Raw genomic sequence first — 23,488 nt, 5'->3', positions numbered from 1 at the left:
AACACATTCAGGCCGCGCGTCCGATGTAGTCGCGAACCACCGCTGGCAGAGTTCATTCCATCAGCAACGGACACATCGGAGGCCACAATGAACGCGAATACCGCCACCCGCTGCATCACCGTCAAGAAGCTTCTTGAGAACAGCTACCTCGCGGATTCGGCGACGTTGCCGAGCCGCCGGCAGTCGACGAGCGACATGCTGGTCAAGGGGCTGCCGGTCACGCTGACCTGGCTGGACGCCGCGGCGGTCGCCGACATCGACGTGGCCGACATCTGGGGTGTCGGCGTGGTGCCCTTCACCGACAATGGCGATGTCGTGACCGTGCGGCTGCAGCGCGGCATCGAGATCCCGGCCGGTGGCGTCGAGCCCTCGGACGCCGATCTCGAGGCGACGGCGCGGCGCGAGGCGTGGGAGGAGGCCCGCATCACCCTCGGCCGCCTTGAGCTGGCCCAAGTGGCACGGGTCGACCGCCGCGACATCGACGCGCCCGCCCAGTACCTGGTCTTCTTCACCGGCGCGGTGCGGTCGATGCCGGCGTTCGAGCAATGCCACGAGTCCTTCGAGCGACTGGTCGTCAGCTGCGAGGACTTCGCCGGCAAGGACGGGTTCGGCCCGTACAGCACGGCAGCGGACCGAAAGCGGATGATCGAGGATGCGAAGGCGGCGATGCGCCGGGCCGGCTCGGTGACGGTAGCCGCCTGACCCTCGGCCTGATCTACGTCAGATGTCGCGAACGAGATACGTCGTCAGCTGCGGGACCGCGACATGCTTCTTCTGCTTCACTGTTCACAAGTAAGTGCACGACTGCCCGGTTGGAGGCGCCTCGATGCGTGACGAGAACAATGGCGCGCTCCGCCAAGTGCTGATCGCGGTGAGCGATCAGCGAGTCCGCGCGGCACTGCGCACCTTTCTCACCGCGAATCCGCGAGTGGAAAGCATCATCGAGGCATACGGCCTCGACTCAGCCCTGGCATTGGCCCGCGCGCGCACTCCGACGATCGCGGTGGTCGACGTGCACCTGCCGACCAGGAACGACGGCCTGTCGCTCATTCGCCGACTGAGCCACGACTTCGCGGTTCCCGTGGTTTCCATCGGCATGGAAAGCAGCGCCCGCCGGAGCGCCCTGCAGGCCGGCGCAATCCGCTTTCTCGAAAAGGCCAGGGTCGTCGACGACCTGTTCGACACCCTCAACGCGCTCGGGTGACCGGCACCTCCGGCCAGGCCACGGCCGGCGGCAGCCGCCGCCCGGCCCCGCACCGAGCGAGTCAGTTCAGGTTCTGTAGGAAGAGCGTGGCCAACGCGTCGTCGACACTGACCCATCGTCCCTCGGCTCCGGGCGGCACCATGTCGTGCGTGCGGTCCAGGAAACAGGCCAGTTCGCGTGCGGGCGCCTCGAACCGGGCCCGGCCGGACGGTGAACTGATGACCAGCTCCACCGACTCCGCGTCCTCGGCGTCCGGGCGGATGCGCACATCGCCGGAGCCGGTCTCGGCGATCAGCCCGTCAGCCAGCAGGTCGCGGGCGAAGCACCATTCGACCCAGCGTGACGGGCCGGCGTGGAAGGCCATGGTGACGGCCCACGGGTCGCGGGTGTCATAGCGGAGCTCGACCTCGATCGGGACCGACGGCTCATCCGGCGCCACCAGCTCCAGCACCGCCATCGAGTGAAGCGTTGTGTGATCTTCTCGCATCGGACTCACTCCTTGATTCACACAGGTCAGCCAATTCGCCAATAGAACGGTATGCCCGCCCCACCTGCCGCCATACCCGATGTTCCAATACGCGGAATAAGCAAACGGGTCGAACGCTCGAAGTTCTGCTCGACGGAACGTCGACTCGACCGGGCCGATGCGGCGCGCTACCGTACGGGAATCACGGGCGGCAAGAATCATGACCGCCAGAGGTCACGGGCGGCGAGGGGTGGCGATAATGGAAAGCGCCGACAACGATCCGGAGGGCGGCGGCCGACTGACCGCTCGGCTGACGTTTGTCGTCCTGGTCGGGACCGTGCTGTTCCTGCCACCCCTGATCCCTGCCACTGGCGCCATTCTGCAACTCGGCCTGCCCGACGTGTGGCTGTACCTCTTCGCCGTCTGGACCGTGCTCATCGCCCTCGTGGCGCTCCTCGTGAAGTTCTCGGGATGACCTGATGCTCCAGACCTGGGTAGTGCTGACCATATCGATCGCCTACCTGCTGACCATGTTCGCGGTCGCCCATTACGGCGACCGCCGAGCCGCCCGCGGGCGCAGCGTCGTCCGAAACGGAACGGTGTACGGGCTTTCCCTCGCCGTCTACGCGACCTCATGGACATATTACGGCGGCGTCGGCAACGCGGCGAGCACCGGGTACGGATTCCTCCCCATTTATCTGGGCCCGACACTGATGATGGGGCTCGGCTGGCTCGTGCTGCGGCGCATCGTCCGGATCAGCCGCCGGCACCGGATCACCTCGCTGGCCGATTTCATCGCCGCCCGCTACGGCAAGAGCGCCGCGCTCGGCGGGCTGGTGTCCGTCATCGCGGTGATCGGCATCGTCCCGTACATCTCTCTCCAGCTCAAAGCGGTGTCGACCACGTTCGAGATCATCCGCCGCCACCCCGCGCTCACGTCGAGCACCGAACTCGGCCAGGTGCCGATGGTCCAGGACACGGCGCTGTACGCCGCGCTGCTCCTCGCCGGTTTCGCGGTGCTGTTCGGCACCCGTCATCTCGACGCCACCGAGCGGAACGAGGGAATGGTCGCGGCCATCGCCTTCGAGGCGACGGTGAAGCTGGTCGCCTTGCTCGCGGTCGGCGTGTTCGTGACCTTCGGGCTGTACCACGGCTTCGGCGACGTGTTCATGCGGGCGAAGGACGCGAACCTGGACCGGTTGTTCACCTTCAACGTCCCCCCAGGCACCTGGATCTGGGACAACGTGCTGGCGATGCTGGCGATCGTGCTGCTGCCCCGGCAATGGCAGGTGGGCGTGGTGGAGAACACCGACGAGCGCCACCTCAAGAAGGCCATGTGGCTGTTCCCGCTCTATCTGCTGGCGACGTCGGTGTTCGTGCTGCCGATCGCCGCCGCCGGTCTGCTGCGCCTCGGCAACCGGGTCGACGCCGACTCCTACGTGCTCGCCGTGCCGATGGCCGCCGGCCAACAGGCGCTCACGCTGCTGGTCTTCCTCGGCGGGCTGAGCGCGGCCACCGGCATGATCATCGTGGAGACGGTCGCGCTGTCCACCATGGTGTCCAACTCGCTGGTGCTCCCGGTCCTGTTGCGGCTCAACGCGAAGCTCACCCGGCGCAGCGATCTGGCGCCGACGATCCTCGGCATCCGCCGCGTCACCATCGTGGTGATCCTGCTGCTCGGATACGGCTACTTCCGGCTGGCCGGCCAGGCGTCCGCGCTCGCGCAGATCGGCCTCGTGTCGTTCGCCGCGGTCGCCCAGTTCGCGCCGGCCGTTCTCGGCGGCCTGTTCTGGAAGGGCGGCACCCGCAACGGCACCCTCGTCGGTCTGAGCGCCGGCTTCGTCGTATGGGCGTACACGTTGCTGCTGCCGACGGTGACCGATGCCGGCTGGATCTCGAGGTCGTTCGTGAGCGACGGGCCGTTCGGGATCCAGTGGCTGCGTCCCCAGCACCTTTTCGGGCTCACCGGCACGGACAGCATCACCCATGCGATGTTCTGGAGCGCGCTGGTCAACGTCGGCGGATACGTGGGTGTGTCGGTTTTTGGCCGACCACGGCTGGCCGAGCGGGAGCAGGCGATCCTGTTCGTCGACGCCTTGGCCGAGCCGACCGAGACCAGGAGACGGCACGGGCGCGTGGCCGTCGGCGAACTGCGCGAGCTGTTGAAGCGCTTCTTCAATCCGGCTGTAGCCGAGCGCACGCTGCATCCGTTCGCCGCCGCGCCCGAGCCGGTCGGCGGCGGCTCCGACGAGGCGGACGCCGACCTGGTCAATCACGTCGAGACCGTGCTGGCCGGCGTGGTCGGCGTGGCGTCCGCCCGGATCCTGGTCGCGTCGGTCGTCGGCGACGACCAGCTGAGCGTGCACGATGTCATCGGGATCATCGACGACGCGTCGGAAGTCGCGACCTTGGAGGAACGCCACCGGCTCGCGCGTGAACTCCACGATTCGGTGTGCCAGGCCCTGTTCTCCATGACCCTGCACACCCGCGCGGTCGAGTTGGCCGTGCAGAAGGCCGGCGGCGACCCCGACGGCCCGGTGGCCCGTGGCCTCAAGGAGTTGCGTGGCCTCACCCAGGGCGCGCTGTCGGAGATGCGGGCTTCCCTGTTCCAGCTCCGACCGAGTGCGCTGCACGAGGACGGGCTGGCCGAGGCGATCCGCAAGCAGGCCACCGCGATCGCCACCCGCGAGGGGGTGACGATCGAGGTTGAGGCCACCGACGAGCACTTGTCGCTCGGGCGACGCGCCGAAGGCGAGCTGTTCCGCGTGTTCCAGGAAGCCCTGCACAACAGCATCAAGCACGCCGAACCGCGGCAGATCGCCGTTCGGCTCGGCGAGCACCCCCAGCTCAGCGGGGCACTGCTGATCGAGATCGCCGACGACGGCCGCGGTTTCGATCCCGACGCCCGGCGAACCAGCGGCATGGGGCTGAGCGGGATGTCCGAGCGGATGGCCCGGATCGGCGGCCACCTCGTCATCGACAGCTGCCCCACCCGTTCGACCACCGTCCAGGCGATCCTTCCCGACGCTCTCGATGGCGTCGAACCACACCCGCGTCAGGAGAGTCAGTCATGAGCCATCCGGACGACGACGCGCGTATCCGAGTGTTCCTCGTAGATGACCATGCGGTCGTCCGCCGCGGCATGCGTGCGTTCTTCGACATGCTGGACGACGTCGAGGTGCTCGGCGAGGCGCCAGACGGGCAGGCCGCCCTCGACGAACTCGACGCCATGGCCAGCCGTGAGGATCTGCCCGACGTCGTGCTGATGGACCTGCACATGCCACGCCTGGACGGCATCGGCGCCACCAAAGCCATCAAGGAACGCCACCCCGGCGTCCAAGTGGTCGCCCTCACCAGCTTCAGCGAGGCCGAGCGGGTGCACATGGCACTGGAAGCCGGCGCGACCGGATATCTGCTCAAGGACGCCGAGGCCGACCAGGTGTGCGCCGCGGTCCGCGCGGCCGTGCGTGGGCAGGTGCACCTGGATCCGACGGTCGCCGGCATACTCACCCGATCCCTGGCGTCACCGCGGAAGACCGCGACCGCGCTCACACCCCGGGAACGGGAGATCCTGATCCTCGTGGCCCGCGGCAAGTCCAATCGGGACGTCGCCGACACCCTCGTCATCAGTGAGCGCACCGCACGAACCCATGTCAGCAACGTGCTGTCCAAACTCGGCCTGGCGTCACGAACGCAGGCCGCACTCTGGGCGGTGCGCGAAGGCCTGGTCAGCGCGCCGTGAAACAAGGAATGACGGGTCCCCGCGGGGACCCGCCACTGTCTCGGTCTCACGGGCGGCGCACCCACAGATTGGCACTGTTGTCGACAGGCCCGTCGGCGCAGTAGAACCAGTCGTCCCAGGAATGCCGGGCCTCGGTCCAGTGTTGGTTCGCGGAGTTGGCGTAACCTTGACAGTAGGACGCAGCCGCCCAGTGGTCAGCCTTGTAGAACGTCATGACATAGTCGTTCGAGGCGGCCAGAGCAGGGCCCGTGGTCGCAAACATTCCCGCGGCGATCACCGCGGCCAATCCCAACCCGACTGCCGTCTTCCTGAACAACATTTTCTCTCCCTTTCTCACACCCCCTCTGACGACAACCTTGACAGCATTCGTTGGTGACAGCATTGGGCGGCTGACCGATATTCGACCCACCGTAATCGGACGTATTCGCCGAGACAGTGGTCGCGGGCCGGCTACGTCATCTGTCCCGCCCCGCTGAACCTGGGCGCCGAAGACAGGAAGGCTCCTCAATGAGAGTGTCCGTGCTCGTGCCCGCGGCCGGCCGGGGCGTACGTCTCGGCGCCCCCATCCCGAAGGCGCTGGTCTCCGTGCTCGGGGCTCCGCTGCTGGTGCACGCCGTGCGCGGCCTGCTGGCCGCCGGCTGTGTCGACCAGGTTGTCGTCGCCGCTCCCCCGGACATGGTGACAGTGGTGGTCGACGCGCTCAGTGAGTTCGGTCCCACCGTCCGCGTTGTGCCAGGCGGCGAGGAACGTTCCGACTCGGTCCGCCTCGCGCTCGACGAGGCCGTGGCCATCCATCCCGACACCCGCGTTGTCCTCGTGCACGACGCGGCCCGCTGCTTCACGCCGCCCGAGGTCGTCCGCGCGGTTGTCGACGCCGTGAAAGCCGGTGCGCCGGCGGTGATTCCCGTGCTGCCGGTCGCCGACACCGTCAAACAGGTCGATTCCACTGGCCTTGTGGTCGCCACCCCGGATCGGTCGCACCTGCGAATAGTCCAGACCCCACAGGGCTTCGACGTGGATTTGCTGCGACGCGCCCATGATCAGCAAGATGCTCCGGTGACCGACGACGCCGGTCTGGTCGAGCGGCTGGGCGAGCCCGTCGCCACCGTCGCCGGCCACCCGCACGCGCTGAAGATCACCACGCCGTTCGATCTCGTGGTCGCCGAGGCGCTGTTCTCAGGAGCCCAGCTGTGACATTCCTCCCCCGCGTCGGCATCGGCACCGACGTGCATCCGATCGAAGCCGGCCGCGAGTGCTGGCTGGCCGGGCTGCACTGGCCGGACACCGACGGCTGCGAGGGCCACTCCGACGGCGACGTCGCCGCGCACGCGCTGTGCGACGCGCTGCTGTCCGCCGCCGGGCTGGGCGACCTGGGCGCGGTGTTCGGCACCGGCGACCCGCAATGGGCCGGCGCCAGCGGCGTGACACTGCTCGCCGAGGTCCGCCGCCGTCTCGACGAGGCCGGCTTCACCGTGGGCAACGCCGCGGTGCAGGTGATCGGCAACCGCCCCAAGATCGGCAAGCGTCGCGACGAGGCGCAGCGGGTGCTCTCGGATGTGGTCGGCGGTCCGGTCTCGGTCTCCGGCACGACCACCGACGGCCTCGGCCTCACCGGTCGCGGCGAGGGCATCGCCGCCGTGGCCACCGCGCTGGTCGTGCCGACCACGTAGCGCCTCACCAGAGGTCGGCACACTCGCTCATCAGAGGATTTCACTGGCCGTCGAGAGAAGCCGGCAACGACGGAGTAAACGACCCCACCATTCCGACCGTCGATGCTCATACAGTTCAAACCGCCGATCGAGGTCGCGCAACGTCATTCGCGCGGCCAGGAAGGCGACGCACCGCGGGCAACGCGGCCCGGGTGAGGACTCCAGCGGGCCGAGCGCCACTAGAGCGCCGCACACCGCTTCCGGCTCGGGTCGATGTTCGGTGAACTCTTCATCTGTCACCGCGTGGTCCACGCCGTCGGATTCGGACGTGAACCACGCGGTGAAGATTTTGTTACTGGTCATGTTCCTGAGCGTCCTCCAAGGTGCGTCGTCTGACGAAATCGCCGTTCCGCGGTGCTGAACGTCTCATTCGGCCAAGCACAGGGCACAGCCGCGCCTTGAAAGTGGCGTATTCAACCATCAAGCTGGTCGTCGAGTGGTTACCGTCTCGCCACTGGACCGTTACTGCTTGAACGCCCCGACCGGCACGTCGACCACCAGGTTCACTTCCACCAGCACGTCGGGTGAATACAGGGATTCGACGCCGACGTAGGTGCTCGCGGGCGGCGGTGCTCCATTGGACCTCAGCGTCGACACGGTCACCTCGGTCAGCTCGGGCGTCTGACCGACAACGAAGATCGTCTCGCTGATGATGGAACCAGGCCCGCCCCCCAGTTCCGCAAGAACATGTCCGATATTGACATTGATCTGTTCGGTCTACGCCAGGTGCGTCGTGCCGACGATGTTGCCGTGCGCGTCCAAGGCGACTTGTCCGGACACGTGGCAAGCGACCCGGCCACCACGATCTGGCTGATTGTGTCCGGAATCCTGTGCATGGTGTACGGGTTGAGACGTCGTACCGCCATTTATTCCCTTTCTCTGACGTGTCAACGATTGCCCGGTCGCAGCTGCGCGGCGGCGTCGAGCAGCTCTTCGCGGGCCCCGCGTTCGTCGGCCTCCGTCGCCCGGGCGACGTACCCGTCGGGCCGAATCAGGGCCGCGTTGACGGCCGCCCACTCGACCCGCTCCTGGCCGGTGAACGTGTGCACCGACATGCCACGTTCGCGCAGCTCTGTCGCAATGACCGCTTGTTCCACCCGCTTCCGACGCGTTGCGCCGGGGTCCCGTCGCCACGAAATCGCCACTAGATCATGACTCGGCGACGCAACGACGTTCACCGCCCGCAGCCGCGCTCGGCCCGGGCGGCACTACCTCGATCGTGTTCGGGCTGCCGGCCATCAACCGGCTGCCGGAGGGCCACACCGCCGACACCGTCCTGGTGATCACCGTCGGCTGCGTGCTCGGCAGTGCGCTGGTGCACGGCATGGGCGCGCGGCCGGCGACCCGCCTGCGCACCGTCGGGGTGTGACGGCCGCCGGGGCCGGGGGCCGTCACTGGTCAGCTCACCGCGCAGCCGGCGCCGGCGACGGCGTAGCCGGTCGGCTGACCCGATGCGGACCCGTTGGCCTGGAAGCCGATCGACGCGCTGGCCTCATGCCGATCTGGCCGGTTCCCATGTACGCCAACAGGTTCTGCAGCCAGACCCGGTCATTCGGGTCGGCGGGGGTGCTGCCGAACTCGCCGACCAGCACCGGTGCGATGTGCGGCGACGACGCGATGCCGGACGTGCAGAGCACGTCCGGCATCGCGAGGTCAGCGCGGGATGGCTTGTCTTCTAGGCGCAGTGAATTCCGGTCGCCAGCTCGCCGGCTGCGGCCAGCAGCGAGATCGGGTGCGGCGGATGACGGGAGACGAGCTCTGGTCATCCCTACTTGGCCAGCCCCGCGACGAGGTTGATCGTGGCGGCGATGATGACCGCGCCGAACAGGTAGGACAGCAGGGCGTGGCGCAACGCGGTCGCGCGAACGGTCTTGGACGTCAAGGCGGTGTCCGACACCTGGAAGGTCATGCCGATGGTGAAGGCGAGGTAGGCGAAGTCGGTGTAGCGCGGCGGCATGTCCTCGTTGAAGTCGATACCACCAGGCGAACCGACGTAGTAGAGGCGGGCGTAGCGCATGGTGAAAACCGTGTGCACCGCGGCCCAGGCCAGCGCGACGCTGAGCACGCTCATGCCGGCCTGCACGTCCTGGCCGCCACCGGAATCGCCGGCGGCCAGGAGCACGCCCACTGCGGCCAGGCTGGCCACCGCAGCGGCCAGCACCAGCAGATCGGCCACGGCCCGGCCGGGATCCTCGCGGACGGCGTGAGCCGCGGTGGCCGAGGAGCCCATCGGCCACATGGTGATCCAGAACCACACCACGAACACGGTGGCCGCCGTCGTCCAGCCGATCAGCACACCGTACGGCCAACTCAGCAGCAGGACGCCGGCGGCGCCGGCAAGGAGCCCGACGACGAAGGAGACCACCAGCCTCGCTCGCGCCGACGCACCACCGCCGTTCCCGGAGACAGCCAGCCTGCCGAGGAACCGACGATTTCTCGCGCGGGAGCCCGAACTCATGGCAGTGGATACCCGGTTCGACGGCGTTCATGCCGCTCGCGTCGGCAAGCTGGCCGAGCCGACACCAGGCAGGGGTCACGCCCCCGGAACATCCGCGGACACCCCTTCCGCGTCAGCGCCCTGCCCGTGTCCCACGCCCGCGCGGACCGCGCCGCCGGCGATGAGTCGAGTGTCGTCAATTCTGGTCTAAGCCACTTGACTTAACGGGTGCCATGATGCCACCCTCCATCCCAGAAGGACCCCGTCCGACGACGGGTCCCCCGCACGCAACGGAAGTGCTCGGATGCACCTTGCAGAAAGTCATGCCACCGGGGTGGACATCTCCAGCCGCGCCTTCTGGGCCAAGGACTTCCACCATCGGGACGAGTCGTTCGCACGGCTGCGGGCGCGGGCGGCGGTGAGCTGGCATCCGCCGATGGAGGTGAGCTATCCACACGACGAACGCGGATTCTGGGCCGTCACCAGGGCGGCGGACATCTCAGCGGTCAGCCGGGAGCCCGAACTCTTCTCGTCACGACACGGGATCGCCGCCGAACCGCTGCCGCGGCGGCACTCGGCCCACTCCTCGTTCTTCCTGTCCATGGATCCACCCGAGCACGGTCGCTACCGGGCGCTGGTCAACGCGGCGTTCACGCCGAAGGCGGTCGGCCGGATCGCCGAGCGCATCGAGGCCGACGCGGCGCAGATCGTCGATTCGCTGGTCGGCGCCGGGGACATCGAGTTCGTCGCGGACTGCGCGAGCCGCCTGCCGCTCACCACGTTCTCCGACATCGTCGGCGTTCCACCGTCGGAGCGCGCACGGGTCGCCGAAGCGGCGCACACGCTCATCGGCGGCGGCAAGGCCGAGGGGCTGCCGCCCGAGAGTGTCCTGGCGGCGAAGATGTCCGAGTACCAGTACTTGCTGGCGATGGGGGCCAGCATGGCCGAGCACCGGCGTAGGAAGCCGTCCGACGACCTGCTCACCGGGCTCGTCCAGGCCGAGATCGACGGGGCACGGCTGACCGACCGCGAGATCGGCCAGTTCATGACGCTGATCAGCGTCGCGGGCACCGACACGACGAAGCAGACCACGACGCTGACGGCGTTGGCGCTGGACCAGCACCCCGACCAACGCGACTGGCTGCTGGCCGACTTCGACGGCCGGGTCATGCCGGCCATCGAGGAGTTCGTCCGCCACGCCACGCCGGTCATGACCTTCGCCCGCACGGCCACCGCGGACACCGAACTCCATGGCGCGCCCATCGCCGCCGGCGACAAGGTCGTCCTCTTCTACTGCTCCGGCAACCGGGACGGCGCGGTGTTCACCGACCCGGAGAAGTTCGACCTGCGCCGCCCGCGGTCACGTCACGTCTCCTTCGGTGGCGGCGGCCCGCACTACTGTCTGGGCGCCGGGGTCGCCAGGACCCAGTTGAGAGCCCTGTTCAAGCAACTGCTGACCCGCCTGCCCGGCATCGAGTTCGGCACTCCGGTCCGGCTCGCCGGGAGTTTCGTCAACGGCATCGCCACGCTGCCCGCCCGCGTCGGCTGACGACCTCAACACCGCCACTGGAGGCGTCGATGACTCATTCCCGAGCGGCCGTGCTGCGCGGCCCCGAGGCGCCGTACGTGGTCGAGGACGTGGTGATCGAGGATCCCCGGCCCGGTGAGGTGCTGGTCCGGGTCGTCGCCGCCGGACTGTGCCACACCGACCTGATCGCCCGGAGTCCGTTCTTCGGCCCGGAATTCCACCCGGCCATCCTCGGCCACGAAGGCGCGGGCGTGGTCGATCGCGTGGGCGACGGGGTGACGGCGGTAGCCCCCGGCGACCATGTGGTGCTCACCTTCGACTCGTGCGGAACGTGTGCTGCCTGTCTGCGCGGTGGTCCCGCCTACTGCGCGACATTCCGTGCGCGCAACCTCAGCGGCCGGCGGCTTGACGGCACGGGCTCGGCGCACGACTCCGCCGGGCGGCCGATCACCAGCAGGTGGTTCGCGCAGTCCTCGTTCAGCGAGTACGCGATCGCCACCGAACGCAACGTCGTGCGGGTTGATCCCGATGCTCCGCTTGATCTGCTCGGGCCCCTCGGCTGTGGCGTGCAGACCGGCGCCGGGGCCGTGCTCAACGAACTTCGCGTCCGGCCGGGCAGCTCCGTCGTCGTGTTCGGCGCCGGAGCTGTCGGGTTGTCCGCGGTGATGGCAGCCAAGCTCGCCGGGGCCGACGAGATCGTCGCGGTCGACCTCAACCCGGCGAGGTTGGCCACGGCGATCGAACTGGGCGCCGTTCGAACGGTGCACGCCACGACCGACGATCTGGCCGAAGCGGTGGTCGCCGACGGCCCGGGTTTCGATTTCAGCATCGACACCACGGGTGTGGGCGCCGTGATGTCCACGGCGATCACAGTGCTTGCCCGGCGAGGAAAGTGTGCGCTTCTCGGCGCCGGACGGGACTCACTGACCGTGCTTCCGTCGGAGCTCGGCGGCCGGTCGGTCACCTACGTCTACGAGGGCAGCGCGATCCCACGGCTGTTCATCCCCGAGCTGATCAGGTTCTGGCGACGTGGTCTGTTCCCGTTCGACCGGCTCGTCCGGCACTACCAGCTCGATCAACTCAATGTCGCGGAATCCGACACGCGCGGCGGTGTTGTGGTCAAACCGGTCCTGCTGATGGGAAACGCCTGATGTCCGAGCACACCATGACGATCGGCGGCGCTCGCGCCGGGACGGCCCGCCGGTTCGACGTCGTCAATCCGGCGACCGGCAGCGTGTTCGCGACCGCCCCGGCCGCGGCCCCCGACGACGTCGAGGCGGCCGTGTCGGCGGCGCACCAGGCGTTCGCTTCGTGGAAACGGGACGAGGGCGCTCGGCGGAAGGCCATGCATGCCGCTGCCGACGCCGTCGACGCCGCCGGCCCGGAGTTGGCTGCCCTGCTCACGGCCGAACAGGGCAAGCCGCTCACCGATGCGGCGACGGAGGTGCAGCGGTCGGCGCTGTGGCTGCGCTACCACGCGGATCTGGAGCTGCCGGTCGAGGTCGTCCGCGACGACGCCACCGGCTACGCCGAGGTGCATCGCCGGCCGCTCGGCGTCGTCGCCGCCATCACCCCGTGGAACTTCCCGCTGACACTGGCGATGTGGAAGATCGCGCCGGCGCTGCGCGCCGGCAACACCGTCGTGGTGAAGCCGTCGCCGTTCACGCCGCTGGCGACACTGGCGCTGGGCGAAGTGCTGCGGCCGGTCCTGCCGCCCGGTGTCCTCAACGTCATCGCCGGCCCCGACCCGCTCGGCTCGCTGCTGACCGGGCACCGGCTCGTCCGCAAGATCAGCTTCACCGGTTCGACCGAGACGGGCAAACGGGTGGCGGCCGCGGCGGCCCCCGACCTCAAGCGCGTCACGCTCGAACTCGGCGGCAACGACCCCGCGATAGTCCTGCCGGACGTGGAGATCGGCACGATCGCCCAACGCCTGTTCGCCAGCGCCTTCATGAACAACGGCCAGGTCTGTCTGGCGGTCAAGCGGGTCTACGCCCACGCGAGCATCTGCGACGAGCTCGTCGACGCCCTCGCGGCCATCGCGCGGTCGGTCAAGGTGGACGACGGAACGGTCGAGGGCGCCGTGTTGGGCCCGATCAACAATCGGCCCCAACTCGACCGCGTGACCTCTCTGGTGGACGACGCGATCGTCCGGGGCGCGCGGGTGGCGGCCGGCGGCCGGGCGATCGACCGGCCCGGCTACTTCTACCGGCCGACCATCCTCACGGACGTCTCGGACGGCGTCGCGATCGTCGACGACGAGCAGTTCGGGCCGGCGCTGCCGGTCATCCGCTACGACGACGTCGAGGACGCCGTGGCCCGGGCCAACAACAGCCGGTTCGGGCTCACGGCGTCCGTCTGGTCGGCCGATGTGGCCGAGGCCGCCCGGATCGCGGCGGACCTCGACGCCGGACAGGTCTCACTCAACGTCCACGGCTTCGGGGTCTGGCCCGACCTGCCCTTCGGCGGTCACAAGTGGAGCGGGATCGGCGTGGAGAACGGCCGTTGGGGGTTGCACGCCTACACCGAGACGCAGGTGATCACCGGTCCGGTCCGTCCCTGAGCGCGGGAGCACAAATGTCCACAGCAGACACCCCGATCGCCGTTCACGGCGCGTACGCGATCGCACGGACCGACCCCACCCGCGTCGCGATCGTCAGCCCGTCCGGCCGCCGGGTGAGCTTCGGCGACCTGGTCGCCGCGGCCAACCAGGTCGCCAACGGCCTGCGGGGGCTGGGGCTGCGTCGAGGCGACGTGATCGCCAGCATCCAGCACAACTCGGCCGAGCATGTCGAGGTCGTGCTGGCCGCGTTCCAGATCGGACTGTACGTGGTGCCGGTGAACAGCCACCTGGCGCCGAGCGAGATCAGCCACATCGTGCGGGACTCGGGGGCCGGTGTCGTGGTCGCCACCGACGGTCTGGCCGGCGGCCTCGAGTCGGCGGATCTCCCGGCCGCCCGCTACGCGGTGGGCGCGCCGGTTCCCGGCTGGCGGCCCTACTCCGCGCTGCGCGACGACCAGCCCGCCCACCCGCCGCACGACCGCGAGGCCGGCTCGATCATGGGGTACACCTCGGGCACAACCGGACGCCCGAAGGGGGTGCGCCGCCCGCTGCCGCAACTGCCGCCCGAAGTGGTCATCGCCCAGATGGCGCGGCACTACGGCAAGTTCGGGATCACCGCCGGCCGAGGTGTCCATCTCGTCTGCGCGCCGCTCTACCACGCGGCGCCGGGCAACCTCGCCCTGTGCAGCCTGCACCTCGGCCACACCGTCGTGATCCACCCGCGGTTCGACGCCGTTCGGACGCTGGAGGACATCGAGTGGCACGGCGTCACGACCACGCACCTGGTGCCCACTCACCTGCACCGGCTGTTGGCCCTGCCCGACGAGGTGCGGGAGCAGTGGGACACCTCCAGCCTGCGGGTGGTCATGCTGGCCGGCGCGCCCTGTCCGGTGCGGGACAAGCAGCGGGCGATCGAGTGGCTCGGCCCGGTCGTGTGGGAGTACCTCGGATCCACCGAGGGCGTGGTCTGCCACATCGGCCCGGTGGAGTGGCTCGAACACCCGGGCTCCGTCGGCAAGCCCGCGCTGGTCAAGATCCTTGACGACCAGGGCGACCCGACTCCGCCGGGCGAGCCCGGCCGGATCTACTTCCCGGCCGCGGCGGCGCCGTTCGAGTACCACAACGATCCGGCGAAGACGGCGGCCGCGATCCGCTCCGACGGGTTCGCGACCGTGGGCGACATCGGCCGGCTGGACGCCGACGGCTATCTGTACGTGCTGGACCGCCGGGACGACCTGATCATCTCCGGTGGCGTGAACATCTACCCGGCCGAGATCGAGCAGCACCTGCTGACCCATCCCGCGGTCGCGGACGTGGCCGTCATCGGCGTGCCGGATCCCGAGTGGGGCCACCGCGTTCTCGCCGTGGTGCGTCCCGGGCCCGCCGTCGTCGCCGGGCCCGACCTGGCCGAGGAGCTCGACGCGTTCTGCCGGGCCGGGCTCGCGGCACTCAAATGTCCGCGCCGCTACGAGTTCATGGCCGACCTGCCCCGCTCGGAGAGCGGAAAGCTGCTCCGGCGAACGCTGCGCGCCCGGTTCGCCGGCGTCCTCGGCCGACGCTGCGGCACAGGACCAACGGAGGAGTCATGACGACACTCGAAGGACGGGTGGCCGTGGTCACCGGCGGCGGCCGCGGCATCGGCGCCGCGATCGCGCGGCGGTTCGCCGCCGAAGGCGCGGCCGTCGTGATCAACGATCTCGGCGCCACTCCCGACGGAACGGGCGATGACGCCGGCCCGGCCGCGCAGGTCGCCGCGGAGATCGCGACGGCAGGCGGGCGGGCCCTCGCCGACTGCGGCGACGTCGCCGACACCGCGACCGGCCAGCGGCTGGTCGACATGGCGGTCGACACCTTCGGCCGGCTCGACATCGTCGTCAACGTCGCCGGCATCCTCCGCGATCGGATGATCTTCAACCTCACCGAGCAGGACTGGGATCAGGTGATCCGGGTGCACCTGCGGGGCCACTACAGCACCATCCGGCCCGCCTCCGCCTACTTCCGACAACGGCGCGATCCTCAGGGGCACTACCGGATCATCAACTTCACGTCCTCGTCGGGTCTGCAGGGCTCCCCCGGGCAACCGAACTACGCGGCCGCCAAGATGGGCGTCGTCGGGCTGACCTACTCACTCGCCCAGGCGCTGGCCAAGTACGGGGTCACCGCCAACGCCATCGCCCCCACCGCCGCGACCCGCCTGGTCGCGACCGTGGCGCCGGGGGCACTGCCGGCAGAACTGGCCGCCGACAACATCGCGCCGCTGGCCGCGTACCTGGCCGGGACCAGGTCCGGCTGGCTCACCGGCCGGGTCCTGTCCGCAGCCGGCCATCGGGTCGGCCTCTACGCCAACCCGCACGAGATCAGCGAGGTCGACGCCGACGTGCCATGGCAGACCAGTGACCTGGCGGCGGCGATCGAGGCGAGGTTCCGCCCACTCGCCGACGGCCTGCCCCACTCGGTGTTCACGGCGAGGCGGTGACATGGTGCTGCACACCGACAACGTCGGCCGGGCCTGGGACGCCGGCGAGTCGAGCTGGACCTCGACCGACGCGATCCTCTACGCGCTCGGCGTCGGCGCCGGCACGGCGGAGCTGGCCTTCACTACCGAAAGCCCGACGCAGCTGACGCTGCCGACGTTCCCGTTGGTGCTCAACGGACATCGCAATGGCAGCCTGGCCGATCTGATCGGCGACTTCGACCACGCCAGGCTGCTGCACGGCGAGCAGTCCATCTCGCTGCACTCGGCGATCCCGCCGGCCGGCACGGCGCGAGCCACCGCCGAGCTCGAAGGCGTCAACGACAAGGGCCGGGACGCCGTGGTCTGGCTGAAGTCCGCGCTGCGGGACGGGTCGACCGACGCGCTGCTCGCCGAGCTGCGAACCGGGCTGTTCCTCCGCGGCGCGGGCGGGTTCGGCGGGCCGCGCGGCGAATCGGTTCCCTGGCAGCCGCCGGACCGGGCGCCCGATCACATCGTCAGCTACCACACGAGCCCGGACCAGGCGTTGCTGTATCGGCTCAGCGGTGACCGCAATCCGCTGCACAGCGATCCCGGCCACGCGGCGAGGGCCGGGTTCGACCGCCCGATCCTGCACGGCCTGTGCACCTACGGGTTCACCGGCCGCGCCCTGCTGCACACCCTCTGCGGCTCGGACCCGGACGAGTTCGGCTCCATGTCGGCTCGGTTTGCCGCGCCCGTCCTGCCCGGGCAGACGCTCAACGTGCTCATATGGGTCACCGGCGACGACGACGCGGTGTTCCAGACCCGTGTCGGCGCCACCGCCGTGCTCGACCACGGCACGTTCTCCAGGAGAGCACGATGAGCACCCCCGCGCCGACACCGGACACCGCGCCGTACTGGGCCGCCGCCGCCGAGGGCAGGCTGGAGATCCAACACTGCAACGCCTGTGGCCGGCACTACTTCTACCCGCGGCCGTTCTGCCGTCACTGCTTCTCCCCCGACGTCGCCTGGGTCGAGGTCACCGGCAACGCGCGCCTGCTCTCCTACGTGATCGCCCGGAAACCGTTGCGCGGATTCGAACCCGTGTCACCGGTCATCGCAGTGGTCGAGCTGGACGAGGGCCCCAGACTGATGACCAACATCGTCGACATCGACCCGGATCCCGACCTGCTCGTGCTCGACATGCCCCTGCGGGTCCGCTTCCACCAGCGAGACGACATGACCCTGCCGGTGTTCGCGCCGACCGGCGACCGACCCGGAGTCCCGACATGACCAGCATGCACGGCGGGGACATCGCGATCGTCGGCGCGGCCGAAACCGACCGGATCGGCGCACTGCCCGGCCACTCGATGCTGGCGCTGCATGCCGAGGCCGCCCGCAACGCGCTCGCCGACGCCGGCCTCACGCCTCGGGACGTGGATGGGCTGGCCGCCGCCGAACCACTGTCCATCGAGGTCGCTCACCACCTCGGGATCACCCCTCGGTGGCTCGACGGGACCAATGTCGGCGGCGGCAGTTTCCTGTCGCACGTGCGTCACGCCGCCGCCGCGATCGCCGCCGGCGCCGCCGAGGTCGTGCTCGTCACGCACGGGGAGTCCGGCCGGTCGAGGATCGGGTCCGCCGGGCATTCCGCCACGCGCACGTCGCCGCAGGGCCAGTTCGAGTGGCCCTACGGAGCCGTCCTGCCGCACACCGCCTTCACCGTGCCCGCGCTGAGGTTCCTGCACGACCGCGGGCTCGACCGCCGGGCGCTGGCCGAGGTTGTCGTCGCGCAACGGGAATGGGCCGTGGACAACCAGCGCGCCTGGCGGCGGAACCGGGTGACCGTGGACGACGTGCTCGACGACGACGTGGTGTCTTTCCCCTTCACCAAGCAGATGTGCTGCGTCGTCACCGACGGCGGCGGCGCCCTGGTCCTCACCAGCCGCCACCGCGCGGCGCAGTCGCCCCGCCCGCCCGTCTACCTGCTCGGCTCCGGTGAGTCGGCCGGGTCGACGATGGTGTCCCAGATGGACGACCTGGGCAGCTTCCTCGGCTTCCGGCTGTCCTCCGCGGACGCCTTCGCCACCGCTGGCGTCCGCCCGGAGGACATCGACCACCTGATGGTCTACGACGCCTTCGCGCACCTGCCGCTGTACGGGTTGGAGGACCTCGGCTTCGTCGGACGCGGTGAGTCAGCTGGCTTCATCGCCGACGGTCACACCCGCCCCGGCGGCTCGTTGCCGATGAACACCAACGGCGGCGGGCTGTCCTACACGCACACCGGCAAGTACGGCATGTTCGCCATCCTCGAGTCGGTGCGGCAACTGCGCGGCGAAGCGGCTGTCCAGGTCCCTGGCGTGACGCTCGGCTTTGTGCAGGGTGTGGGCCTGTTCTTCGCCGGCGCGTCCAGCCTGGTGCTGTCCAACACCCGGCCGTGAGCTGCTAGTTTCACGGACATGGCAGGGAAGAAGAGCACGGCCCACGGTGGTGCGTCGACCACTCCGGACGCCATCCTCGCCGCGGCCGAGCGACTCTTCGCCGAGGGCGGCATCGGCGCGGTGTCCAACCGCCGGATCGCCGAAGCGGCCGGCGCGGCCAACCACTTCGCCGTCGGCTACCACTTCGGCACCAAGGAGAACCTCGTGCTGGCGCTCATGCGCCGGCACATCGACGGAATGGATCGCCTGCGTCGGTCCGCCGCCGAGGAGCTGGCCGGCAGCTCGGACCCTCGAGGATTTGTCGCCGCGCTGGTCCGCCAGCTGCCCGCGTACCTCGCGACGCTGCAACCGCCCACCTATGCGGCGCGGTTCGCGCTGCAGACGCTGACCGACCCGAGCTGGCTCGACATCGGTCTGCGTGAGTCGGCGACCTCCGCCGACGAGGCGCTGCGCGGCGGACTCCGCGCGGCCCTGCGCGGCAACGATCTCGGGATCACCTCGGATGTGCTGCAAGCGCGGGTGACGGCCCTGCGGGTTCTGCTGCCGTCGGTGTGCGCCGAGCACGAACGCCTCGGCAGCCGCAGCCGCTTCCGCTCCTGGGACGCGGTCGCCGACTTCCTGGAGGACACCGGCTGCGGACTCGTGCTCGCCCCGGTCGTCGCCGGCAAACGCCGGAAGGCCACAAGGAACGCCGGTTCCTAGCCGATCGGCGGATCCCGGCCGGTGATCAACCAGCACCTGACCGTCCCACCGGATCAGCTGGCCACGCTCAAGCAGAGCCACCACAGCGACGCGCCGAACCGGACCGAGGGGACGGCCCTTCACCCGGCGGTGAGGACTCCGGAGTCGTGGGCGAGGATCGCCGCCTGCACCCGGTTGACGCACTGCAGCTTGGCCAGAATGCGGCTGATGTGGGCCTTCGCGGTGCCCTCGCTCATGTGCAGGCTCCTGGCGATCTCACCGTTGGACAGCCCGTTGCCGACCTGGACGAGCACATCGAGCTCCTTGTCGGTGAGCACCGCCAACCGGCGTCTGGCCGCCACCACACGGTCGTCCTCGGGCGCGATGAACTGGCTGATGAGCCGTTGCGTGATCGCCGGCGAGAGGATCGACTCACCACGGGCCGCGATCCGGACCGCCTGGATCAGCTCGTCCGGCGGGGTGTCCTTGAGCAGGAACCCGACGGCCCCGGCCCGCAGCGCGCGGGCGACGTTGGCGTCCTCACCGAACGTGGACAGCATGACGACGTGGGTGCGGATGGCCGGCGGCTGGATCTCCCGCGCCGTGGCGATCCCGTCCAGTTTGGGCATGCGGATGTCGACGAGCGCGACGTCGGGCTGGTGGCGGCGCGCGAGCTTCACCGCCTCGGCCCCGTCCGCGCACTCGGCCACGACCTCGACATCGCCGGCGGCGGCCAGCACCAACCGAATGCCGGTCCTGATCAGGGCCTCGTCGTCGGCGAGCAGGACCCTGATCACGCGGACACACCAACCGGGGCGACGGTGACCGGGAGGACCGCCCGCACGACGAAACGATCCCCGTCCGGGCCGGTGGTCAGCGTGCCGCCGGCCAGGCGGACCCGTTCGAGCAGGCCGACCAGCCCGAGCCGGGTGCCGGGCGCCGGCGTGGCGGACGGCGGCGCGAGCCGGTTGCTGGTCTCGACGGTGAGCTCCGCGTCGCGTCGCCGCACCCGCACGCGAGCCGGCATCCCCGGCGCGTGCTTGTGCACATTGGTCAGGGATTCGCGGACCAGCCGGTGAACCGTGCGGCGGATCTGCTGGTCGACGTCGGCCAGGTCGTCACCGTCCCATTCCAGTTCCACCGGCGTTCCCGCCTGCTGTGAGGCCCGCACCAACCCGGTCACGTCGGCGCGGGTCCCGATGCCGGCGTCGCGCCCGTCCTGCCCCGGGCTCGCGTCATCGGTGACCACATCTTCCTTGAGCACGTCCAAGACCCCGCGAAGTTCGTCCAATGCCTGCTTGGCAGTAGTACGCACCAACACCGCCTGCTCGCTCAGCTGCGGGGCGGTGTTTCTGGCGTGCAGCTCCAGGGCGCCGGCGTGCAGGCTGATGAGGCTGAGCCGGTGGCCGATCAGGTCGTGCATCTCGCTCGCGATCCGGGCACGCTCGGCCATCCGGGCCTGGCTCTCGGCGAGCCGGTTGGCCCGTCGCAGAATCTCGTTGCGTTCCTTGAGATCCATGAGCCGGCGGGCCCGAGCGCCGACCAAGGCCCCCACGGCCGCCGCGGGCACCACAGCCGCCGTCGCGCCCAATGCGGCGAACACGAGGACGTCGCCGTCGGCGGCGCCCGGCAGGCGGTGGTACCCGCCCAGCACGGCCAGGATCCAGGAGGCCGACAACGCCGCGCTCGCCCAGTACGGCGACGAGGTCCGCCGCGCCGTGCCGTAGGCGAGCAGCGCCACTGCGAGCACGGCTGCCGGCGGCGCGAACCACAAGCAGGCCGACGCCACCACCACACCGACGGCGGGCCAGGAGAAGCGGGCCAGCAACGCCGCGAGCACCAGCGTGGCTGCGGCCGGCCGCAGCGGCGACGGCGAGCCGAGGGATTCGGGGACCATCGACCAACCGATGAGGACCGGCAGGACGAGCACCTTGATCAGCCCGGGCCGACTCGTCGCGCCCAACCACGCCCGAATCGCGCCGAGGCTGCCAGATCCGATCCGTGCCACCCTCACGCGAGGGGTCGCGCCCATGTTCTCTCCCCTGTGCCCCATGGTCACTGTGCGACAGCTCGGCGCAACCGCGCAGCGGCCAGCGCGGCGGGGCCGACGATCCACAGGAGCAAGGCGAACACCACCGGCGCCACACTGCTCGGGGTCACCGCGAGGTGGCTGACCGCCCCCCAGGCCGCGGTGAAGTCGAACCACTGCCCGGCCTCGCCGGCCCCGGCCAACGCCGTCGGAATCACCACGTAGACAGCGACCAGGGTCACGGCCGACGCCCGAATCGCCGCACCGAGGAAGAATCCCACGGTGACGTTGACCAACACCCCGAGCAGCACCTGCCCGAGCCAGCCGCCCAGGCCCGACCCGGCCGCCACCAGCCACCCGTTGCCGGCCAACGTGATCACCACGCCGATCCAGGTCAGCGCCGCGAATCCGGCGGTGACGGCCAACGCCCAGATCAGGGCCGACGCGTAGCAGGCTCCGAGCCACCACATCCGTCGCGGGGCCACCGTGAGCACCAGGACCGCCCATCGTGATCGGAACGGCGCGCTCCCCGCGAACACGCCGAGGCCGAGCCAGACCAGCACCGAGAACTGAGCCGAGTAGTCGAGCCGCTGGCCGGCCGTGCCCTCGGAGACCGATCCCGACAACGTCGCCACCGCGACCACCGCGCCGACCAGGCCCAGCAGGCACGTCACCGCCGCGCCGACGGTCAGGGCACGCTGCGCCCACCAGATCCTCAGGTGGATCCGGACCAGCCGGCCGAACGGCACGCCGGCCAACCAGCGACGGGATTGCCGGACGTGGTGGTCGGTCGCGGCGGTCATGACTGGACTCCCGAAGTGGTCACCGTCTGGTAGACGTCGGTCAGGCGAGGTCGCTCGCCGACCAACTGTCGGACGACGAGGCCGAGCTGGGCGCAGATCACCCCGGTCTCGTCGGCGGTGAGGCCATCGACCCGGATCGCCGCCCCAGCCAGTCTGTCGACCGCGTAGTCGTGTCGGACCAGCCAGTCCAGCAGGACATCGGGCCGGTCCACGCGGACCACCGTCGAGTCGGCGGCCAGCAGCGTGGCCTTCACCTCGTCTCGGACAACCCGTCCCTTGTGGACAATGACGACCCGGTCGGCGATCTCCTCCACCTCGGCCAGATTGTGGCTGGACAGCAGGATTGCGTTGCCGCGGGCCGCGTGACGGGCGAGCCAGCCGCGCACCTCGTGGCTGACGGCGGGATCCAGGGCGTTGGTCGGCTCGTCGAGCATGAGCAGGCGCGGCCGCGCCACCATGGCCACGGCCAGGGCGAGGCGTTGGCGCATGCCCATGGACAGGGCGCCGATGCGCCGCCGGACCACCTCGGCCAGCCCGACGAGGGCCAACGCCTCGCCGATCCGGCGTTCGTCGGCCCCGGCCAGCTCTGCCGCGATCCGCATGGCGACACCGACCCGCCAGGTCGCCGGCAGCGCGGACGCGTCCAGCGACGTGCCGACCAGGCCGCCGAGATTCCCGATGCGGGCCAACGGAATGCCGCCGACGTGGACCTCACCGCTGTCCGGCCGGACCAGTCCGACGGCGATGCGCATCAAGGTCGTCTTGCCGGCGCCGTTGTGGCCGACGATGGCGACCACTTCTCCCGGCTCCACCGCGACGCTGACCTTCTCCAGCACATCCACCGCGCCAAAGCTCTTGCTGACGTCAACGACGTGCAGCACCGCGCCGGCGGTCATCGGGCCGTCACCGCCATCGGGGACGGGCCGAACCGGTTGGCGCCCTCGTCGCTGCGGGTGGCGAACAAGACGATCAGCACGATCTGCCCGATGACCGGGAGCACGCCGATCAGCAGCCACCAGGCCGAGCGCCCGGTGTCGTGCAGCCGCCGGGCCGCGAGGGCCAGCATCGGCAACGCGACCGCCAGGGAGTAGATCGTGTACGGCAGGGAGGTCTTCACCAACGCGGCCAGGGCGGTGGAGATCACGACGTGCACGAGCATGAACATCCAGAACTCGGCTCGGCGGGCGCGTCCGTGGAACACGGCGTAGTGCCGCAGGGCGTTCAGGTACGAGATCACGGTCTTCTCCAGTGGGTGTCCGCTGAACAGGGGTTCCGGGTGGACCAGCCATCCGGACCGGCCGAAAGGTACGGAGCCGGCCTGCCTGTGAGGATCTGCCGATCGGCCACATCGCCTGGCCGACCGGCCACCGCCGCCCTCGACCACCGCTGCGGACCGGCGGGCACGTGTCGCGGAATCCGCGTCGTCGACCATGCCCGTGACGTGTTTTCTC

The 23,488-nt window shown here is 69.9% G+C and carries 28 protein-coding genes; 17 read left to right on the top strand and 11 right to left on the bottom strand.

What is annotated here, in order from left to right:
- The first annotated feature begins 87 nt into the window (after window positions 1–87).
- Window positions 88–702, top strand: coding sequence for an NUDIX hydrolase (locus ACIG5F_RS38010; RefSeq protein ID WP_396524869.1), 615 nt, complete (start codon window positions 88–90; stop codon window positions 700–702).
- 124 nt (window positions 703–826) lie between these two features.
- On the top strand, window positions 827–1,204 hold the full coding sequence (locus ACIG5F_RS38005) for a response regulator (protein ID WP_396524868.1): 378 nt from the start codon (window positions 827–829) through the stop codon (window positions 1,202–1,204).
- 61 nt (window positions 1,205–1,265) lie between these two features.
- Here ACIG5F_RS38005 and ACIG5F_RS38000 read toward each other — a convergent pair whose 3' ends face one another.
- A complete protein-coding gene (locus tag ACIG5F_RS38000) occupies window positions 1,266–1,691 on the bottom strand; it encodes an SsgA family sporulation/cell division regulator (RefSeq protein WP_396524867.1) in 426 nt (141 codons plus the stop codon).
- A gap of 238 nt (window positions 1,692–1,929) precedes the next feature.
- Between ACIG5F_RS38000 and ACIG5F_RS37995 the strand changes: the two genes are divergently transcribed.
- Genes ACIG5F_RS37995 through ACIG5F_RS37985 form a run of 3 tightly spaced genes read left to right on the top strand, consistent with a single transcriptional unit; the run spans window position 1,930 to window position 5,412 of the window.
- Window positions 1,930–2,145: a hypothetical protein gene (locus ACIG5F_RS37995; RefSeq protein ID WP_396524866.1), complete on the top strand. Its 216-nt coding sequence runs from the start codon at window positions 1,930–1,932 to the stop codon at window positions 2,143–2,145.
- A 4-nt stretch (window positions 2,146–2,149) separates the two neighbouring features.
- The gene (locus tag ACIG5F_RS37990; protein ID WP_396524865.1) at window positions 2,150–4,744 is read left to right on the top strand and encodes a histidine kinase; all 2,595 of its coding nucleotides are present in this window, start codon (window positions 2,150–2,152) and stop codon (window positions 4,742–4,744) included.
- On the top strand, window positions 4,741–5,412 hold the full coding sequence (locus ACIG5F_RS37985; protein WP_396524864.1) for a response regulator: 672 nt from the start codon (window positions 4,741–4,743) through the stop codon (window positions 5,410–5,412). The genes ACIG5F_RS37990 and ACIG5F_RS37985 overlap by 4 nt, the downstream gene beginning before the upstream one ends.
- 46 nt (window positions 5,413–5,458) lie before the next feature.
- Here ACIG5F_RS37985 and ACIG5F_RS37980 read toward each other — a convergent pair whose 3' ends face one another.
- Window positions 5,459–5,731, bottom strand: coding sequence for a hypothetical protein (locus ACIG5F_RS37980; protein ID WP_396524862.1), 273 nt, complete (start codon window positions 5,729–5,731; stop codon window positions 5,459–5,461).
- Window positions 5,732–5,919: 188 nt separating this feature from the next.
- Here ACIG5F_RS37980 and ispD point away from each other — a divergent pair, with 188 nt between their 5' ends.
- Window positions 5,920–6,606: a 2-C-methyl-D-erythritol 4-phosphate cytidylyltransferase gene (gene ispD, locus ACIG5F_RS37975; protein WP_396524861.1), complete on the top strand. Its 687-nt coding sequence runs from the start codon at window positions 5,920–5,922 to the stop codon at window positions 6,604–6,606.
- A complete protein-coding gene (gene ispF, locus ACIG5F_RS37970) occupies window positions 6,603–7,082 on the top strand; it encodes a 2-C-methyl-D-erythritol 2,4-cyclodiphosphate synthase (protein WP_396524860.1) in 480 nt (159 codons plus the stop codon). The genes ispD and ispF overlap by 4 nt, the downstream gene beginning before the upstream one ends.
- Before the next feature lie 30 nt (window positions 7,083–7,112).
- On the opposite strand, the gene ACIG5F_RS37965 is transcribed toward ispF, so the two are convergent.
- From ACIG5F_RS37965 to ACIG5F_RS37955, 3 genes are all read right to left on the bottom strand, one after another.
- Window positions 7,113–7,424 carry a hypothetical protein gene (locus ACIG5F_RS37965; protein ID WP_396524858.1) on the bottom strand — a complete coding sequence of 104 codons (312 nt, stop codon included), beginning with the start codon at window positions 7,422–7,424 and terminating at the stop codon, window positions 7,113–7,115.
- A gap of 159 nt (window positions 7,425–7,583) precedes the next feature.
- Entirely contained in the window at window positions 7,584–7,829 is a 246-nt protein-coding gene (locus tag ACIG5F_RS37960) for a RidA family protein (RefSeq protein ID WP_396524891.1), read from the bottom strand.
- Window positions 7,830–8,008: 179 nt separating this feature from the next.
- Window positions 8,009–8,176 (bottom strand): hypothetical protein, encoded by a 168-nt coding sequence (locus ACIG5F_RS37955; protein WP_396524857.1) that lies wholly within the window; start codon window positions 8,174–8,176, stop codon window positions 8,009–8,011.
- A gap of 164 nt (window positions 8,177–8,340) precedes the next feature.
- Between ACIG5F_RS37955 and ACIG5F_RS37950 the strand changes: the two genes are divergently transcribed.
- Window positions 8,341–8,490: a hypothetical protein gene (locus ACIG5F_RS37950; RefSeq protein WP_396524856.1), complete on the top strand. Its 150-nt coding sequence runs from the start codon at window positions 8,341–8,343 to the stop codon at window positions 8,488–8,490.
- Between the two features lie 399 nt (window positions 8,491–8,889).
- Here ACIG5F_RS37950 and ACIG5F_RS37945 read toward each other — a convergent pair whose 3' ends face one another.
- A complete protein-coding gene (locus ACIG5F_RS37945; RefSeq protein WP_396524855.1) occupies window positions 8,890–9,486 on the bottom strand; it encodes a DUF1345 domain-containing protein in 597 nt (198 codons plus the stop codon).
- A 376-nt stretch (window positions 9,487–9,862) separates the two neighbouring features.
- Here ACIG5F_RS37945 and ACIG5F_RS37940 point away from each other — a divergent pair, with 376 nt between their 5' ends.
- From ACIG5F_RS37940 to ACIG5F_RS37900, 9 genes are read left to right on the top strand one after another with little or no spacing between them, the layout of a single operon-like run.
- Window positions 9,863–11,107 carry a cytochrome P450 gene (locus tag ACIG5F_RS37940; RefSeq protein ID WP_396524854.1) on the top strand — a complete coding sequence of 415 codons (1,245 nt, stop codon included), beginning with the start codon at window positions 9,863–9,865 and terminating at the stop codon, window positions 11,105–11,107.
- Window positions 11,108–11,136: 29 nt separating this feature from the next.
- Window positions 11,137–12,237: an NAD(P)-dependent alcohol dehydrogenase gene (locus tag ACIG5F_RS37935; RefSeq protein WP_396524853.1), complete on the top strand. Its 1,101-nt coding sequence runs from the start codon at window positions 11,137–11,139 to the stop codon at window positions 12,235–12,237.
- On the top strand, window positions 12,237–13,649 hold the full coding sequence (locus tag ACIG5F_RS37930) for an aldehyde dehydrogenase family protein (protein WP_396524852.1): 1,413 nt from the start codon (window positions 12,237–12,239) through the stop codon (window positions 13,647–13,649). The genes ACIG5F_RS37935 and ACIG5F_RS37930 overlap by 1 nt, the downstream gene beginning before the upstream one ends.
- Before the next feature lie 14 nt (window positions 13,650–13,663).
- Window positions 13,664–15,238, top strand: coding sequence for an AMP-binding protein (locus ACIG5F_RS37925; protein WP_396524851.1), 1,575 nt, complete (start codon window positions 13,664–13,666; stop codon window positions 15,236–15,238).
- On the top strand, window positions 15,235–16,125 hold the full coding sequence (locus tag ACIG5F_RS37920; protein ID WP_396524850.1) for an SDR family NAD(P)-dependent oxidoreductase: 891 nt from the start codon (window positions 15,235–15,237) through the stop codon (window positions 16,123–16,125). Before ACIG5F_RS37925 ends, ACIG5F_RS37920 begins: the two co-directional genes overlap by 4 nt.
- Window position 16,126: 1 nt before the next feature.
- Window positions 16,127–16,966: a MaoC/PaaZ C-terminal domain-containing protein gene (locus ACIG5F_RS37915; RefSeq protein ID WP_396524849.1), complete on the top strand. Its 840-nt coding sequence runs from the start codon at window positions 16,127–16,129 to the stop codon at window positions 16,964–16,966.
- Entirely contained in the window at window positions 16,963–17,376 is a 414-nt protein-coding gene (locus ACIG5F_RS37910) for a Zn-ribbon domain-containing OB-fold protein (RefSeq protein WP_396524848.1), read from the top strand. Before ACIG5F_RS37915 ends, ACIG5F_RS37910 begins: the two co-directional genes overlap by 4 nt.
- Window positions 17,373–18,524: a thiolase C-terminal domain-containing protein gene (locus ACIG5F_RS37905; RefSeq protein ID WP_396524847.1), complete on the top strand. Its 1,152-nt coding sequence runs from the start codon at window positions 17,373–17,375 to the stop codon at window positions 18,522–18,524. Before ACIG5F_RS37910 ends, ACIG5F_RS37905 begins: the two co-directional genes overlap by 4 nt.
- An 18-nt stretch (window positions 18,525–18,542) precedes the next feature.
- Window positions 18,543–19,226, top strand: coding sequence for a TetR/AcrR family transcriptional regulator (locus ACIG5F_RS37900; RefSeq protein ID WP_396524846.1), 684 nt, complete (start codon window positions 18,543–18,545; stop codon window positions 19,224–19,226).
- Between the two features lie 119 nt (window positions 19,227–19,345).
- Here ACIG5F_RS37900 and ACIG5F_RS37895 read toward each other — a convergent pair whose 3' ends face one another.
- The 5 genes from ACIG5F_RS37895 to ACIG5F_RS37875 are packed head-to-tail and all read right to left on the bottom strand — an operon-like array spanning window position 19,346 to window position 23,274.
- A complete protein-coding gene (locus ACIG5F_RS37895; protein WP_396524845.1) occupies window positions 19,346–20,002 on the bottom strand; it encodes a response regulator in 657 nt (218 codons plus the stop codon).
- Complete coding sequence (locus ACIG5F_RS37890) at window positions 19,999–21,237, bottom strand: sensor histidine kinase (RefSeq protein WP_396524844.1); 1,239 nt, start codon at window positions 21,235–21,237, stop codon at window positions 19,999–20,001. The genes ACIG5F_RS37895 and ACIG5F_RS37890 overlap by 4 nt, the downstream gene beginning before the upstream one ends.
- A 23-nt stretch (window positions 21,238–21,260) precedes the next feature.
- On the bottom strand, window positions 21,261–22,037 hold the full coding sequence (locus ACIG5F_RS37885) for a hypothetical protein (RefSeq protein ID WP_396524843.1): 777 nt from the start codon (window positions 22,035–22,037) through the stop codon (window positions 21,261–21,263).
- Window positions 22,034–22,933, bottom strand: coding sequence for an ABC transporter ATP-binding protein (locus tag ACIG5F_RS37880; RefSeq protein ID WP_396524842.1), 900 nt, complete (start codon window positions 22,931–22,933; stop codon window positions 22,034–22,036). Before ACIG5F_RS37880 ends, ACIG5F_RS37885 begins: the two co-directional genes overlap by 4 nt.
- Window positions 22,930–23,274 carry a DUF805 domain-containing protein gene (locus ACIG5F_RS37875; RefSeq protein WP_396524841.1) on the bottom strand — a complete coding sequence of 115 codons (345 nt, stop codon included), beginning with the start codon at window positions 23,272–23,274 and terminating at the stop codon, window positions 22,930–22,932. The genes ACIG5F_RS37880 and ACIG5F_RS37875 overlap by 4 nt, the downstream gene beginning before the upstream one ends.
- Window positions 23,275–23,488 lie beyond the last annotated feature (214 nt).

The sequence above is a fragment of the Kutzneria sp. NPDC052558 genome (genome assembly GCF_044547355.1).
Classification (GTDB): Bacteria; Actinomycetota; Actinomycetes; order Mycobacteriales; family Pseudonocardiaceae; genus Kutzneria.
The sequence above is the reverse complement of the archived record's forward strand: the minus strand, read 5'-3'. Positions and strand labels throughout refer to the sequence as shown.